Raw genomic sequence first — 16,714 nt, forward strand, 5'->3', positions numbered from 1 at the left:
AAAATTTAAGTCAACTTTAGGCTAGAAAGAGCATTGGCGTAGATTCCAATTTCCATCTCGAAAGGACAATAAATGCCCGATCAAAATCGCTTGTCGCCAGCATTAACCGTCGCACTACCAGAAAGATCATCATTTCTACTACCCGCCCTAACGATTTGGTGTAGCTTCATCATTTATTTAGCTGCACGAAAAGCTGATCTAAACATTACTTTTTTGTTGCGCAAACTTGGGCATATGCCAATATCCACATTGACCATCTATTCAATGCTCGCTGCTTTTACCGTTTTTCTTTTAGGGCATATCGTTGACCTAATAAGCCAAATCATGTTCGAACGCCTACTCGCGGATAAGCTAGATGGTTTTCCGCATGAAAGGATTGTTCCAACTGAATACACCACTAAGCGCTACAAGAATTTTTTGTTGAGAAAAATTTCGAATTTTAAATTACCGACATTTTTCTACACTGGTGCAAAATTGTTTGTAGCAAGTATGATTATGATCGCGGCGATCAAAATATTGGAACGTATTCCAAACTTGCATCCTCTTTCAGTTTTTTTACTGGAGAACTTGCTGAACTACTCTTATTTCGCCTTATTGACTTCAATCGCATTTGCATTGATGGCAGCTGCAATCAAATACGCCCCCATTAAAACGCTAAAAAAGCGCCGCAAATTTATTGCCAGACTTCGCCACAACACTCGTAGGAAAATACGAGCGAATTTATTTCTCCAAGTTTTATCTAAATTTCTGCATTGGTTGTTCATTACTTGCTTTTTCATCCCCCTATTCGCCTACGACATTATTGATCGAAACATACGGGCGCTATTTCGATTAAACAAAGAAATTGACAGGCAGACCTTTACCCGTTTCGAATCTGTAATCGCTAAACGTCTCAATGTGAAATGGGTTGAGCTACAAAATAATGACAGATTCTGGCTTCCATTCTTCATACTATTGTCGAGCAATCATGCCGCATTAAAATTGATACAATCGATTCGCTTGGCGTCAATTTTTTCCAGAAATCAAGCATTAGCATGCTTCATCGCAGCTGGTTTCTTTGCAGGTGCATTTCGTAGCCAGTTACCAGCGGTTAGCGGCCTATTAAACAAAGACCACACGATTAGTATCGCCATAGTATTATTTTGTATGGGCTGCTTTTTTCATTGGCGCTTTTTACAGCAGTATTACAGTTTTACAAAATTAATGATTCGAGCAGTTGCCACTCTCGACCATACGTCAAAACCCAGCATTGAAAGAAGAAACTCCACAAGGCGAGACTGGTTCTGAGACGTCATTATCGAAACGTATTCCCCTGTACAGTTAAAGGGCAATACGTTTCGATTTCCTTTGCCTACCTTAAGAAATTGGCTTAAATGCGAAGAAACAAAAACGCCAAGCCTTGAATTCGCATCTTCCGGAAAAAGGACTTGTGCCCGAGGCGATCTGTCTCCAATATCCGGCTCATGATTCTTTATCACAAGCAAAATCTGGTATATATCGTATCAAGTCGCTGAAAATCGACCACACAAACATACAACTCCTACAAACTTTTCCACTTGTACTTTTAACGTGAAGTAGAACAAAATGTGGATTCATCCCACAAACTCACTGCGCCAAAATGAAGAAACACTTTTTCGCACTATTGATATGGTTCGCGACCATCGTGTCCTCGCTGCTACTCGTGAAAATAATGCGCGTGGAGAGTCTTGCCTTTGCTTGGGGGCTTAATTTTCTTTTGATGTTCTGGATATCAATCTACGTTGAAACACAAACCAAGGAACTCAACGCCCCCTACTACAACGCGCAAGATTGGGAGCGTAACGGACGCATTTATGAAAATTTCGGCATCCATCTTTTCAGACAATTGCTGGTCATCATCGGTTGGGAAAAATTGAACAAGAAATCCAATCCTGTCGAAAAAAACGCGCAAGCTTTAGCGCATAATCTTCTGCGCACGAAGAAAGCCGAACTTGGCCACCTGATTATTTTTCTGCTCGTTCTTGGCGTGAGCATAGTCGTAGCATGGAATCACGGCTTGCGAGCCGCCTTGTGGTTAATGATCTTCAATATCGTACTCAATTTCTACCCTGTCATCTTGCAACGTTATAACCGTCCAAGGATAGAACGAGCGTTAAGGCTAATCGAAAGAAATAATCAACGTCGTCGCAACCAGCACGAGATCATGAATCGAATGCCCACACGATGCAATGAAAATTAATAAGAAGATATACTCTCTATGGCGATAGAGATAAGTCCGCAGTCTAGTCTGGACTCATTAATACATCAGTGAGTTGACCTTGATAACCACATTTATTTCAGCGCATTGCTACAGAATAAAAATTTGGAAAGGTGGGCTAGCAGCTGCTTTTTCACTTACTGTCTTAAAAAAGTTTGGAAAGTTCAGTCTTTGTACCTAAGACTACGCGAATATTAAGTTACTATCAAAATTAAGCTGATCAACATTGTGTTAGATCTCAATAGTCAACACACGCAATCAAACTACATTCTCGCGCCACGACGAATTTCATCAAGTCGTTCTGCCGCCTTTTGACGCGCCAACAAACGTTCAGCCTCATTTGCCTCAAGGAAGAATTCTGCATGCTCGAAATATTGCTTTGCAAAAGTATCTCCTAGACTATCGGCGACATAAAACCAAATCATGGCTTCTGACTTCTCGCCATTTCTCAAGGCCATTGCACCGAGCGTTGATGCAGATCGAATATGTCCCTGATTGAGAGTTGCCTTTAAATTCAAGCGTAATTCTTCGAAATTCTTACGTTCTTCGTCGTTCATTGTTTTAGGGGAATCAAGACGCTCTGCGATCATATTCATCGCGTAAGGATTCTTACTCTGAGCAAGTTTCCAAAGGTCTTCGTCGGATTTCGTGAGGAGTTCGGCAGGGATACGATATTTCAACCTCTCCATTTTTTCAGGCAACCATTTTTCCTCTAAGGCTGCTTTTCTGTTCTCGGCATCGTCAAGTCTTTTTATTGCGGCCGAAACTTCAAATTCATCATCAACTTCAGTACGACGAAAATTTCCCGTTCCTTGAGAGAATGGAGAAGCACCCCATCCGATATTCGCTTCCCCACTCAGCACCTCTTTGAATGCTTTCGCACCTTCTACATCGATTGCTGCCTTGGACTTTCCAAATCCCAGCACCGCAGCATCAAACTGTGACCCCTCATCAAATTTAAAAAAAGCCGAGGCAATTGTACAAAAAAATAAAATAACTAATGTCAATCGGGCTCGACTCGATTTCAGAATGGAATTCATTTTATTCAGGACACACGGATAATGATTAAGAATGACCCACCGAGTACGCATCAAATTGACACGCACTCGAAGTCAAAGATAAACGATGAAACAACTTATCTATTCGTTCAACGCTTGTTCTAATCCAGTGCAAACAAATGATTTATCTAATGGAGATTCACCGCCCGCTCCATTAAAAAACGCTCTACCTGTACCATCATCATGTTCTAGACCGCTCCAAATAATGGCACCATATGAACGAAGCAAAATCGTTTTCGGCCCGGCTAAATTGATCAAACCACGATTAACCGCAGCGCACGCATAAAAGCGCTTTTTCTCAGAGGAGAGTTTTTGTTCCCACATCAGTAGTGTGGCGCTATCTGCTGCGCGTTTACGTGCTTCCGTTGCTGATATAGCGCCACGAGTTGCACGCGCCGTTTCGGATGTACGAACAATAAAAGTATTTTTCGTAAAGCGATCCCTGTATCCTCCCTGAGCGTCAATAAATCCTATCATCTTCGAACCCAAATCAAGGTAATTTTGATAGGAATATTCTCCTCGCCCCCAACTCCAGCCGCATTCATTCGATTGCCGGCAGGGTGAGTACACGACATTTCCATTCATCGTGATTTTCTCGACCGTGATCATCACATGATTTGCTACCAAAGTTCTTTCCAGTGCGTGGGCTGATAGATAGGTTGATATTCCCAGAAGACAGACTAGGCCTTTCACTAATAATTTCGTATTCATTACCACTCTCCTCATTCTATTTTTCACATTTGTCTCGTCATCATTGAATGAGCATGCCAATACTGATGGTAATGCTCTTTAAAGATTAACGAGGTCGCTATAACAAAATTTATTCGCGCTATTTTTCGAAGTTCGATCGGCTCTTAATTTCCGAATTTACTTTCAAAAAATTTCACGAATTTTTGTTGAAAAATTGTATGCGCAGCCATTTTGGAATGAGAATAACCCTATTAGATTAATTCATTTAAGGGATTGCCTTAACATCAAGATTAAACTTGAACTAGTAACATTTCCTTGTTCACGTAGCCTGATATCGAAGCTAAAAAATCGCAATCTTCATTTGAAAATCATCTTCCAGACTTAAGTTGATTTGAGACTCACGCAATTGATCACCAAAATCCCTTCAAATGCTCTTTCTTCATCGTGTTGATGCCGCCATGTTGAATACGTGAATTCGTTTTGCATCTATGAATAAGCGCCAAAACGCGCTCACTAAGCCTTAGCACTTAGGGGTGAAAATCAATGCTCAACTCAGTTCTAAGACAAGTGATCGATGATGGTGGAGGCATATCGAGTCGACGACTCTAATATTTGATTCCTTCGTGACTCAAAAAGGCAAACCAGATCAGGACTGTTCGAGAATCCGTTGTAATTGCCGTGCGAATTCGTCGAAGAAAAGTCCAACATGCAAACCATCGACAAATACATGATTAACGCGAATATTGAAAGGCAACATCGTCTGTCCATCACGAATGAGGAATCGTCCCCAAGAGACGCGAGGAATGGCATCGTCTCTATTGAGGCTTAAAGTGTGATCTAAGCCTGTAAATGCAATCCAAGGTAGCGACGATACAAACACCAAATCATCACGTCCCTCTGCACTACTAAAATTAAAATAACTGGTTGACTCTGCAACGGCTTGTTTCAGATCGCGATCAAATTGCATCAAATCATTGCCACAATCCATGGTAATGATTCGAAACAAATCCTCTCCTTTTTTGAGATGGGTAAAGGATGGATGCACTGCATCGTGTAAAAACACCGCATCGTCACGAATACGATAGCGAAAATTCTCAATTTGGTTCATGGACTGAATCGTCAAATAAATCAAAGTGCTGTTGAGAGAAATCGATTTTGATTTGACGAATTCGGGTAAGCCTGTGATATCAACTGGCGTGTTCACATTATAAAAAGGCAAATCGACTTTTCTAAAAAATGCAAAATGCTCGCGTCGATTCCAAGTGCTGATATCAATTTTTTTCATGTTGTTGAGTGAATGGTTCTATCAAAGCTGACTTTGCTTGTGAAGCTCTCGCCGCTATCTGAATAGCAAATTTTCTTTCTTTGGGTGTTCGTGATGCATATCGTGCAAAAAACATCCCCACCGAATTCATAAATGGTTCGGCCATCGAAGCGTAATGTTATCCATTCCGAAGAAAGGCGATGACGAAAGTAACACCAACTATTTACTTAGAGCAGAGTCTTAGTTCATTTTTCCGAGATCAATAAACGGTCGATTCGGTTTTTGTCCATGTCGACGACTTCGATCCGAAACCCTTCCCATTCAAAGTGTTCAGAAACTCTAGGAATATAACCAAAATGCGTCAACACAAAGCCCGCCAAGGTGTGATACGAGCCTAATGTTTCCTCGGGAAATCTGACCTCTGAATCGAGAATCTCTCGAAAACGGTCAAATGACACGCCGCCATCAACCAACCACGAACCGTCTTCACGTTGTACGCAATCTTGTTCGTCTTGATGATCGACCGCAACCACATCACCCACCAATGCGCCCAGCACATCGCTCAGTGTCACGATTCCCTCGATTTCACCGTATTCATTGATAATGAGGGCTAACTCGGCTCGATTTTTCTTAAAAGATTCGAGCAACTGCATGGCGCTCAGTGCTTCAGGAATAAACAGTGGTGGCTTGATTGCTGCAACGATATCCAAACTTTGCATTGATTTTCTTTCGATGGCCTGATCGAAAAGATGTCCACCATGAATAATGCCAATCACATTCGAGAGGTCGCCTTTACAAACCGGAAATCGACTATAGGGGCTAGACGCAATTTTCGCTAGATTATCTTCAAGCGGTTTTTCAATATCGATAAAGTCGATATCCATTCGTGGTGTCATGAGTGAGACAACGCGAATATCATCCAAACGAAGCGCGCGCGACACAATCTCGTGTTCAGTTTTTTCAAAAAGACCGGCATCCGTACCTTCTTGTAACATACCGGCGATCTCTTCTTCCGTCACCGCAACATTTTTTGCTTGATGCAATCCAATCAATCGCAGCAAGGCTTCAGTCGTGATTGTGAGGACTTTAACGAAAGGACCCATCACTTTGGATAGGTACTGCATCGGCATCGCAATGAGCGATGCGACCGTTTCAGGATATTGCATCGCAATGCGTTTCGGTAACAATTCCCCCAAAATCAAAGAAGAAAACGTAATGCAAACCACAACGATTCCCAATGCAACTTCACGCGCAAACTCAGCAATTAAGGGTAAAGTTTCCAGCTTTGGCGTAAGCTGGGCGACTAAGGATGCTTCACCGAAAGCACCATTAAAAATTCCGATAAGCGTAATACCTACCTGAATAGTCGACAAAAACCGACTTGGGCTATCAGAGAGTTCGAGCGCGACTTGTGCACCACGGCTACCACTTTCGGAAAGCTTCTGTAATCGAATACGCTTAGAAGAGACGACCGCAATTTCCGACATGGCAAACAAGCCATTGACTAAAATTAGGCCAAGAATAATCAATATGTCCATAGGGAGAGACGTTTAATCAAAAGATGCCCTCTGTAGTTTGCGAAAAAGTATTGTACTCAAAATCTCCTCGACATCCTATGCCATTTTCTTGTCGGATTGCCGGCGTCTCTAGAGTTGCTTGGACGACTTATCGAGGCGACATGCCTACGATGACTCCTAAGGTGTGACTTCTTCTCCCTCGTTTAAGATGATGAGGGGAATTTGTCCTTCCGGCCTGTCATGTATCCTTTGTCGTACCGTCAATAAACGTTGTAGTGCGGAATGGGTACTATGGTCGCCCATCTTCCAACTTGCACTTCCATACCCCCATGGGATCATTACTTTGCATCCCAGCTCAACGGCCGCGCTCAATGCGTCTTCGGGTGTTGTATGAACATTGCGGTAGCGTTCCCCATCTTCTTTATGATAATACGAGGCAATCGGCAAAAGGCAGACATCGATCGCGCCATAGCGCCGACGAATATCTTTGAAATGCGGCGAATAACCCGTATCGCCGGCAAAAAATAGCGACTTACCTTGCGACTGAATGATCCATCCATTCCACGAACTCTTGCCGAAATCGTCGTAAATCAGCGGAACCAAAATACGATTACTAAAATGATGCGCAGGAACGGCGTGGATTTGTAATGCTGCGAGATTGTGCTGGGCGTACCAACCCATTTCATTAATTTGATAAGCACCGCTTGGAAAATGGTCTGCAAATCCAAGCGGCACCAAATATTCTGCACGGTTACCGATCCGTTCAATATCCGCCTTATTAAAATGGTCGTAATGAATATGCGAATAAAGAACCGCATCGGGATTTGCTAAGACTTGGTTCGTCAAGCCCGGCGGCAAACCGCGACTAAAACCCCGCAACAAATGGAATCCCCAATTCACCGGCCAATCAAATTGCTGCGAGACAGGATCCAATAAGACTCGCTTGCCATCGTTTGTCACAATCTCAAAACTGGCATGTCCGAACCAGCGTACCTTAAAACCGCTGTTGAGTTGAACGTTTGGCTGTGTCCCTGTGTAGCGACATTGCTCCGCAGGGTTCTCGGCCTGGCATTGCAGTGTTACTTGCTGTTGATAGCAATCCGCATCACAAGTGAAGGGATAACTTTGCTTGCCAGGGTAGGCGTTCTGATAGCGCCCTTCTTGATTGATGATTTGCTTGTAATCATTCGCATGGCTTACTTTGACTTGGTTGGGATGTCCACAGCCAAACAGCACAATGAGCGACGCCAAACTGATACTTGAGGAGCGCCATAGTTTGAATCGGAGGAAGTGACTTCGCATCGTTGAGTCCCAAAATTAACAAAATTAAATCAGTGTCGAAGTATAAATTTAATTTGAGAATTTCGCCGAGGAACACGCTGCTCAGGGATACTGCTTGGCGTCGGACACCATCCAAAGCAGGCGCAAATCAACACAATACAGCGCACAGTATCGCAAGCAACGACTCTTGGCTCGGTATGGCAATAAACCGATCTAATGAAAAAAAGTCGGCAAGAAACGACAAGCGTTGTCACACAAATATTGTATGCCAAGGTTTATGTTCAAACAGGAAGCGATATTTAGCAAGTTAGACTTATAATTTCTCAAAGCAAGGATACGCATACAGGAGTCACCCCATGCAAACAAAAAAAGTGTTTTTTGCAGCGTCAATTTTATTTTCATTCGCCTTAGGGACATTGCCAAATTTTTCGGCAGGACAAGATACTGCGACAAAGAAACCGCTGCTACGTGCGATCGATCATATAGCACTTAATGTCAAAGATTTAAATGCGAGCATGCATTTTTATTCGACTATCTTAGGCTTAGAGGAAATTCCTGCAGCAGCGGCAGGTCGCAAATGGCTTAAGATCAACGATGGTCTGCAATTGCATTTGCTCGGGGAGCGCCAACTAGAATTAGTTCAAAATAAAAATATTCATATGGCTTTTCGCTCTTCCAATCTCGATGAATTAATTCAGCAATTGGATGCCAAGCAGATCAACTGGGGGAGTTTCAGAGGTGAAAATAGAACGATCTCAGCATCACGTAATGATGGAGTTCGACAAATTTTCTTTCAAGATCCTGATGGTTATTGGATCGAAGTCAATGATGCAAAGTGACATATCGATTTGAATCGATAGACCAATCACGAGTTAATACAACGCTTCACGTATTCTGAATGTGTGTCGGATTCATTCTGTCTGCGAAGGCATTTATTCCGTAGCTAAGTTCCCATTTTGCCAGCTTGCAATGTCGCTTCTTACGTCTTTACCGCGGCCCGAATGAACACTGCGTGCTCTCGTTCAAGTAATGTGCTGCCGACCACTCGGCAATGGCATGTCGATCGAAATGGATCCGTCATGGCTCTTCAATCTAGTCGAACGGTATCGCCTTGATAAATCTCGCTCACTCTTTCAAAGGAATGAGCGCCTTCAGCAGGCTCAATCAAAACAATAGAGACGCTATTTTTTCTTCTGAACACCAATTACGGCGATTTCCACCCGACGATTTTCTTGCAAACATTGAATCTGCTTGGTTCTCGACATATCATTTGGGCATTTTTTAATTGGCTGATGTGGCCCCATTCCTTGCGTTGAAATTGGATTGGTCAAACCGCGTGCGATAAAAAAGTGACGGAGGGTCTCTGCTCGTTGTTTAGACAATTTCTCGTTGTATCGAATCGGGCCAAAATGATCCGTATGTCCAGTTATTTGAATCCGATCAATTTGGGCATAATGCGATTTGATGGCTTGAATGAGTTCGTCCACCGCGAGGCGTCCGGCAGGCAATAGGCCATCAATATCCACGCGATCAAATTTAAAGAGTGCGTCCCCATTGAGCGTCCAGTTTTCCACACTTGTTTGCGATACGCTTTCGACCTCTACGACCTTTACTGGTGCTGATTCTTGCACTACTTCGGTCGTTTTTGCAACATTCTGTTGAGGACACAAACCATGTTCAGCCTTTGCCCGATCTATGAGTTGTTCCGCTATGCCAATATAGGGTTGCGCATGCCGCCATTGTTGCTGCTGAAATTCATTCCCAGCGTGCACCAATTCTACTTCTGCACAAGCAACAAGCGCTGCCACGCATGAGAAGCCAGGTACGGATTTCAATGCAAGTATTTGCGCTTCGAGATCATCCCTAAGATGTTTTGCGCCATTAATAAATGGCGTTTTTAAAGCAGGATTTCTCGGGTCTACTTTATCTCCGTCTTGTTCCAAATATTCTGAGATAAGTATCGATTGATCCAATGCATCCTGCGGGAATGGACTTCTATCATTACGCGAATATTCATGACGCGACACATCAAGCCAACATTGCGCTTTTGCCATACTGTAGTCATTGAGTGGATGTTTTCCAGTCATATTTAAAGTACGCAAACGTTCTTGCTGCGCGTCGTAGAGTTTGAGATCGACTGCTATCCGCTGATCGCTGTATCTCTCTTGTGCCGGCGTCAATTGCTTATTCGCCGGGCTTGGTGAGGTTTGGGCATTCGCCGTCGGTACGCTAGCCGTCATCAGAATGACACAACAGAATTGCGCAAACTTTTGTAAATACCGCGTTTCAAAAACATGCGACACAGAACGCGAACTGCCTACCACCTTCGAGTTAGTACTCGGACTTATGTTCGAACATATATTCGAATTGATATTCGAATTGGTACTCGAATCCACACGCGCATTGCATTTCATTTATTTATTCCTTTTCGACACAGATTGTTCGAGATGTTGACGCTAACGTCAGACTACCGATTCAGCTGCAAAAGCAAGCAAATTTGTCTTCGCCCTATGATCAAAACTTTATTCATTCATCGTCTTTTCTTTCGACCCAGAAAACAAAGTTTGATCAAACTTGAATCGCATCCGCAAATAAAATCCTTGCGCGGTGTAATCACTTGTTAAATCTCGATCACGATAGCCGTTAAAATTGTAGCCAGCGCTAAGCCATAAATTCTGTCGAAGTAGATAACCAATCTCCAGACCTGTAGCGAATTGATTTTCACTATTTTTATTGCTGCGCATACTACTCAACAGAAGTCCCAAATCCCAATTCTCGGAGATATCGTAAATAATTCGTCCGCTCACCATCCAGGCACGATAACGGTCTGTACTTGCCCCATCTGTAATCGGCAGTGTCTCGCTCACCGATTTTGCGGCAAATCTTCCGTTAAACCACCACGGGCGCGCCGGATGATAGTTACTTTGAATACTAGCGACCAGCACATTTCGTGACTCGCCTAGTCCATTCACTTGGCGCTCACGTTTATCTTCAATCATCGATAACATATCGAGTTGATTTTCATCGACTGGTCGATACGCAACGCCAACTTGAAAACGATTTTGCAAACCATTCGGACGAATATCATGGTTATCGATCAACATATTGTAGTTGCGCACCAAGGCTGTCCAATCACGATTCAATTTTCTCGCTGCAGCAACGGTCGATAAAAAGCTGTCTTGAAGATTATTCGAGGCGGCCAAATTCAATCCTAAATTGAGCCGTCGCCATTCTAATCTTGCAGATCCTTTCCAATCTTCCGCTGCGGTGTAATCTAAGCCGAGATTGACCGCAGTCGCCTTTTGGGGCGTGCCAGAAACAATCGCTAGTCGTTCTGCACCGGTGCTCAAGGCAACACCCTCAGCGACATTCCATAGATTTCTTACACCACTGGCTAACTGTTGCTCCTGTCCAGTTGTCGCATCGCGCAGACGATATTCACTGAAGAAATTTCCCCCTTCCATATAGGTTGAGTCAATTCCGAACGCAAGCGTATTGCTTTGGCGATTTGGATCTAGGCCGTAATACGATGCCAAGCCAGTTTGGCTTTCCGCAAGTGCGTAGATACCTGTCCGTTCACTAGCCTGAAAGCGCGCGCCAAGTTTTACCCGATGTTGTTCATGATCACTTAAACCATTTTCGACGAGACCATCGACCGTCCACCGATCCGCCAGTTTTGCTTTGGCCGAGAAATACAGCGTATCGCTTCTTAGATCAGCGACCGTTGAAGAAGGCACACTAGTGCCCATGCCAACACCATTTAAGTTGGACAATCCAGAGCCCATCCCTTGAAAACCACCGTTGGCGCCAGGGAAAAACGCACTGCCGGGGGAAGGATTTCCGGCGATACTACTCATCAAACCAACCAGTCGTCCCTGCTCAGTGCTATGACGAACCCCCGCACCTAATTGAACATCCTGTGAAAGACGATAGTTGACCCCCGCGCTTGCACCATCTTTCTTCGCATCAGTATCATTTTCTTTGATTTCTCGCGCGTCCACCACGAGTGTCACATCAGATGTAATTTTTGCAGCGACATTCACACCAAGCTGCGTACTATTGGGTGTCACGCCTGCACTAGGATTACTAAAATTCGCATCCGTCCGATTCGCCCAAGCACGCATTCGTAATTGCTCGTCATCATGATGAATTTCGATACGCTCGGCCTGTCCATGTACATCGCCAAATATTTTCGTACCGCTGCCAACTGACGGCAAACTTTGATTTATTGCTTGTCCATCCGATTGTGCGATTTCGGCAATCAAAGTCGTCTTATCAGTGAGTTTCGCACCGACGTTGGCACTACGCAATTGATATGGACTAAGTGGATTTTTGTCTTCAAGAAGCGTTGCGCCCACACTCAAGTTAGTCGAAATTCTCAATTGTCCGTCGGCCCCGGCAATCCAGAACGGATCGCCGCCTTGATCAATTTCATAGCTGACGCGCAAACTTTGAGGGTTTCCTTGATCGTCTAAACTGGGCAGTGGACGCGTCAATAAAATACGACCACTAAATGGCTCAAAATTGTAGTCCGTCCAACGCTGCAAAACTTTCGTTGAAATAACACGACGCAGGTCGTTTTTATCGCGCAAAAGAATTTCAATTTTATCGGTATTCTCTAGCGCATTATTGCTCTCGACAGCGAATGGACCACTGGTGCCATTCGCTCGTAATTCTTGAACGACTTGACGTAAGGTATCGCGGCTCGCATACGCATTCACAAAGCCTTCTTTGCCTTCGATATGGGCGCGAACACCATGAAGAGTCCGATTATAATTGCCAAGCTGCGACAGAGTATTCCCAGCGACCATACCCGAGCCTAGGCTTTGAACAAAGCCATTGCCAGTATTAAAGTCACCATACAGGACAAAATCACGCCCCTGATCTATGCGAACAAACAGTTTTCCCGAGCTATTTGCATCCAGACCGATGACACTCGAATCACCAAACACCGGATAGTAGGCGTCAGGTCGAATTCCTGCAGCAAGCAATTCACGACTACTCTTATCAGAGTCATAGCTCATCGTCATCAAAGCATCGCCACGAATTTTACCCTTAACAAACATCGCAGCTCGTGCAGCAACGTTGGTCTTACCGTCATTAAATCGCCGACTCCATGCTTGCAATTGGCGCTCAAAACCATCATTTAACCCAGCGGGTTTAACATGAGCGTCATATTGTTCCTTGTTCATGCGCAATATGCCCTCAACAAGTCCGACGGCAATCATATCGCGCAGCTCGGCGTCAAACGGAATCACTCCCTCAACACTTGTGGAACCGGCAGTAATTCGTAACTTCACATCCTGTGGATGGTTCGGCGCGACTAAAACAAACCGGGCTTCGCCTTTTTCCAATTTCAACTGATTGCCCGGTGTACGGCGATCCTGATCAAAACTAGGCGACGCCAAATTTGAACTTGCGTTTTGATTCAAATCGAGTTTGCCACCATTCACTTCTATCGTCACTAAGCCATCGTCTTCTAAAAAACGCCCGTCTTTATCGAAGGCAGAAACGACAATCTTGAGACGTGAAACTCCGTTCGCCACACCGGTCGCACCAAAGACATGCACCTCTAATTTGGCAACTTTTTGGTTCTTGGCGTACGGCCCTTCCAATACGATCTGTGGCTGACTTTCAAAGTGCAAAACACCCACTGGACTTTGGTATCGTTGGCTTTGTGCACCCAGCTCGGGCGCCAATTTCAATACAACCTGATTGTCCTGTGCCTGCGCCATTTCTGCGCAGGCCAGTGCTACGATCGACGCCATGACACGCAAACAGCGTAATTGCGGTAAGGTTCTACCATGAGTCAAAGATTTGCCCCTCACAATTTTCGAATTACTAGGCATAACGATACGACTTTCTCTCGAAGCATTGTCTACGGCAAAAACCATGTGGTTAGATATGTTTTTCATGAGTTAACCTGCACAATCTGGAAGCGCTGGAGCAGATTGCATCTGCAACTGTGGCAAAAGACTATTCGCTGGCTTCGGTTTCTTAATCATTTTCTTCGCAGCTGGATTAGTCGGCTTCACCACCACTTTCTGTGTTGTGTTTGCTGTCGTTGGCCGTACTTTTTTTACTGGCTTCATAATGACTGGCTCTGGCATCGTCAAGACAGCCGTGCGCCGCGGGATACAAGCAATTTGAGGTTCAGAAACCACTCGTCCCAGTAAATTTGCTTGCTCAATTGGCGCAGGTGGTGGCGCAACTGGCTCAGGCGGTGTTGCAACTACGGCGGCCACTGGGGCCAATACTGCTGCCATCTTTAGTGGCGCTTTGTCTTCGTGGTACTGAGGCACGCCTATTTCACCCCGATGACGACGGCGCACAACTTCATCCACGACGCTTGCCGTGCAACTTCCCTCGATAAAATCGGCACGATGTAAATCGCCACGACGCAAGTCGAGGAACAAACTTTGTGCATCACCTGCATTACGATTACTACTTACGATTAATCGACTAAGTTTTGGCAATGTCGATGGGTCGGCGATCATCACATGGGTAGTCGGAGTCAAACCACAACGACTATATTTCCCTTCAACATCGGTGATCGCAAAACTTCCATCTTCGAGATACAAACGAACACCAGGAATACCAAGCTCTTCGGGATCTTGCATTTGATTGTGATTGCAATCTACATAGACTTTCCCAACGACACAGGCTGCTTCAGTAAAAACACCCCCTGTGACCTTAACTTTGACTTCTGCTTCATTTGAGCAAAGATCCGCACCCTCCAAGCAAGCTCGAACGCGATTAATTCCACTTCCGCGATCACTACCGATACCGATTCGTACACGATAAGTTAACTTGAGGACTGCATTTCCAGGCATTAATCCAAGCGTGAACCGTAAGCCATTTCCCGCGATAGTTTGTGGTTCGGCGATATGTTTACCATCAACTTGTGCACTACCCGCTATGTAACTAAATCCCAGAGGGAGAAAGTCGTTCGCCACAACAGCACCGATCACACCTCCGGTCGTATCCGCACGTTTGACTAGTACGGTATATCGGACGCTGTCACCAATCTCCGCATTTGGCCGATCAACTTTCTTATCGATCGCGATACGAGGCATTTCGCAGGCGTCGACAGGGATGTGGTTGTTAACAACATCGGGGCCATTCTTTGGATCGAGGTATAGATGACTGAAATAAGTCGTATTTTGTTCAAGAGATGGCGCTGTCTCTTGTGTTTGTACCGCGCAAATCCCATTCTTTACACCATTCGTACAATTTTGGGGGGCTTGCAAAGTCCCTGATTGAGGACGAATTAGTTTGCTGTAACTACCGCCATCTGGGGTAGTAACGCGCAATTGATAATCACCAGCGCCTTGACACTCAGCTGGCGCGGGGTTCGCAAGTAGGAAACTATATGCGCCATCTAATCCACCCAATTGCCCCACCGAGGTAGTCATCGAGCTTCCACCTCCAACCAAGCAACTACTTGGCACTGGACGGCCAACTGCGTCTAATAATTCGACTTTGACACCTGCAACGGGTTTACGTGTGTTGTTACAATAAACTACCCCTTGCGGGTCCAAAGGCAAGCTTTGATGCGTACGCGTCACTCCACAGGCTGGGATCGACAGCTGTCGAATCATCGCCCCTTCCACAACCCCAGTTCCTGGTCGTGCACTTGGGTCATTTCCACCATTCGGATCACGCGATACAGGACGGCCATAATAAGCACCCGTGCTTGGATCTTTAAATCGAACACTGTAGCCATCGCCAGGTAAAAGGCCATCTACGCGGTAGGTACCATTCACATCAGTTACCGCTGTCCCGACGACTGTTCCCTTACTATCCAACACTTCCACCACAAAGCCAGCCTTGGGGAGCTCACTCGAATCCCGTTGACGATCATGATTGATGTCGATCCAGATTTCACCGCTTATTGCTCCCAGAGCCTGCAATGGGGTGACATCTTCATAGCGATTATCAGCGTTCGTTGCTGGCACATCCAATTCACCGCCACCCTTCACGACCACGATATTTGTCACGGAATGACTACCTGGCTCACAACTCAGGCCATTCGATTTCACCAAATTGGCAGCAACTTTCACTGAAAGCAAGATTGGATTTGGATGATCGGCGGGTTGGCTACCTGCGGCACTGATAACTACTGAGCTAGAACAACTGAGCTGATTCGATCCAATGCTTGACGCACTACAATCCCACCCTGGAATCTGTGGAATCGCAGCAATTGTCAAACCACTTGGCAGGTAATCTGTTACGGTATAAACACCATTACTTGGCGCTGATCCTTTGTTTGAAACTATGATTGAATAAGTGCCGATCGTTCCTTCCGTGAAAACAGATGGACTATGGCTCTTCCTAATGGACAAATTGACGATAGGATTAGGAGGCAATACTCGATTTGTGACGGTGAGTGCATTCGTATTGGCTGCAAGCAGCATCACTTTTGCAGGTGCAAAAACAGCCTGATTTGGCGTGCTCAATGTATAGCCATCGCTCAACTTTTCTCCGGACATGCTGACTTCATTAAAAGTACACGTTTCACCTTGTACCAAGCCCGTGATTGTGCCGGTGGTTCCTGCTGTAAAACTCGTGGTCTTGGTGCCGCTGATTGAACAAACCGCTTGCACACCGATTGTTGGTTGCGTCGTGACCTTACTTGGTACGGTGTCACCAGAATACAGCTTGGTGA

General features: G+C 45.0%; 11 protein-coding genes. 3 read left to right on the forward strand and 8 right to left on the reverse strand.

Going from position 1 to position 16,714, the window contains the following annotated elements; genetic code table 11:
• Positions 1-516: 516 nt before the first annotated feature.
• Both KDM90_RS04870 and KDM90_RS04875 read left to right on the forward strand, forming a co-directional pair.
• A complete protein-coding gene (locus KDM90_RS04870) occupies positions 517-1,287 on the forward strand; it encodes a hypothetical protein (protein WP_212674417.1) in 771 nt (256 codons plus the stop codon).
• A gap of 331 nt (positions 1,288-1,618) precedes the next feature.
• Positions 1,619-2,218 (forward strand): glycosyl-4,4'-diaponeurosporenoate acyltransferase CrtO family protein, encoded by a 600-nt coding sequence (locus KDM90_RS04875; protein WP_212674418.1) that lies wholly within the window; start codon positions 1,619-1,621, stop codon positions 2,216-2,218.
• A gap of 281 nt (positions 2,219-2,499) precedes the next feature.
• On the opposite strand, the gene KDM90_RS04880 is transcribed toward KDM90_RS04875, so the two are convergent.
• From KDM90_RS04880 to KDM90_RS04900, 5 genes are all read right to left on the reverse strand, one after another.
• Positions 2,500-3,276 (reverse strand): hypothetical protein, encoded by a 777-nt coding sequence (locus KDM90_RS04880; protein WP_212674419.1) that lies wholly within the window; start codon positions 3,274-3,276, stop codon positions 2,500-2,502.
• 99 nt (positions 3,277-3,375) lie between these two features.
• On the reverse strand, positions 3,376-4,005 hold the full coding sequence (locus KDM90_RS04885) for a hypothetical protein (protein ID WP_212674420.1): 630 nt from the start codon (positions 4,003-4,005) through the stop codon (positions 3,376-3,378).
• 625 nt (positions 4,006-4,630) lie between these two features.
• On the reverse strand, positions 4,631-5,269 hold the full coding sequence (locus KDM90_RS04890; RefSeq protein WP_212674421.1) for a CatA-like O-acetyltransferase: 639 nt from the start codon (positions 5,267-5,269) through the stop codon (positions 4,631-4,633).
• Positions 5,270-5,493: 224 nt separating this feature from the next.
• Complete coding sequence (locus KDM90_RS04895; RefSeq protein WP_212674422.1) at positions 5,494-6,786, reverse strand: hemolysin family protein; 1,293 nt, start codon at positions 6,784-6,786, stop codon at positions 5,494-5,496.
• Between the two features lie 156 nt (positions 6,787-6,942).
• Entirely contained in the window at positions 6,943-8,067 is a 1,125-nt protein-coding gene (locus KDM90_RS04900; RefSeq protein ID WP_212674423.1) for an MBL fold metallo-hydrolase, read from the reverse strand.
• Between the two features lie 335 nt (positions 8,068-8,402).
• Here KDM90_RS04900 and KDM90_RS04905 point away from each other — a divergent pair, with 335 nt between their 5' ends.
• Positions 8,403-8,885, forward strand: a complete 483-nt coding sequence (locus KDM90_RS04905; protein WP_212674424.1) for a VOC family protein — start codon at positions 8,403-8,405, stop codon at positions 8,883-8,885.
• Positions 8,886-9,227: 342 nt separating this feature from the next.
• Here KDM90_RS04905 and KDM90_RS04910 read toward each other — a convergent pair whose 3' ends face one another.
• The 3 genes from KDM90_RS04910 to KDM90_RS04920 form a co-directional block, all read right to left on the reverse strand.
• Positions 9,228-10,286 (reverse strand): OmpA family protein, encoded by a 1,059-nt coding sequence (locus KDM90_RS04910; RefSeq protein ID WP_212674425.1) that lies wholly within the window; start codon positions 10,284-10,286, stop codon positions 9,228-9,230.
• 282 nt (positions 10,287-10,568) lie between these two features.
• Positions 10,569-13,961, reverse strand: a complete 3,393-nt coding sequence (locus KDM90_RS04915) for a hypothetical protein (protein WP_212674426.1) — start codon at positions 13,959-13,961, stop codon at positions 10,569-10,571.
• A 3-nt stretch (positions 13,962-13,964) separates the two neighbouring features.
• Positions 13,965-16,714: SdrD B-like domain-containing protein (locus KDM90_RS04920; protein WP_329605291.1), on the reverse strand; the 2,750-nt coding region annotated here is incomplete at its 5' end.

Source organism: Affinundibacterium fentianense, from assembly GCF_018139545.1.
GTDB lineage: Bacteria > Pseudomonadota > Gammaproteobacteria > Burkholderiales > Burkholderiaceae_D > Undibacterium > Undibacterium fentianense.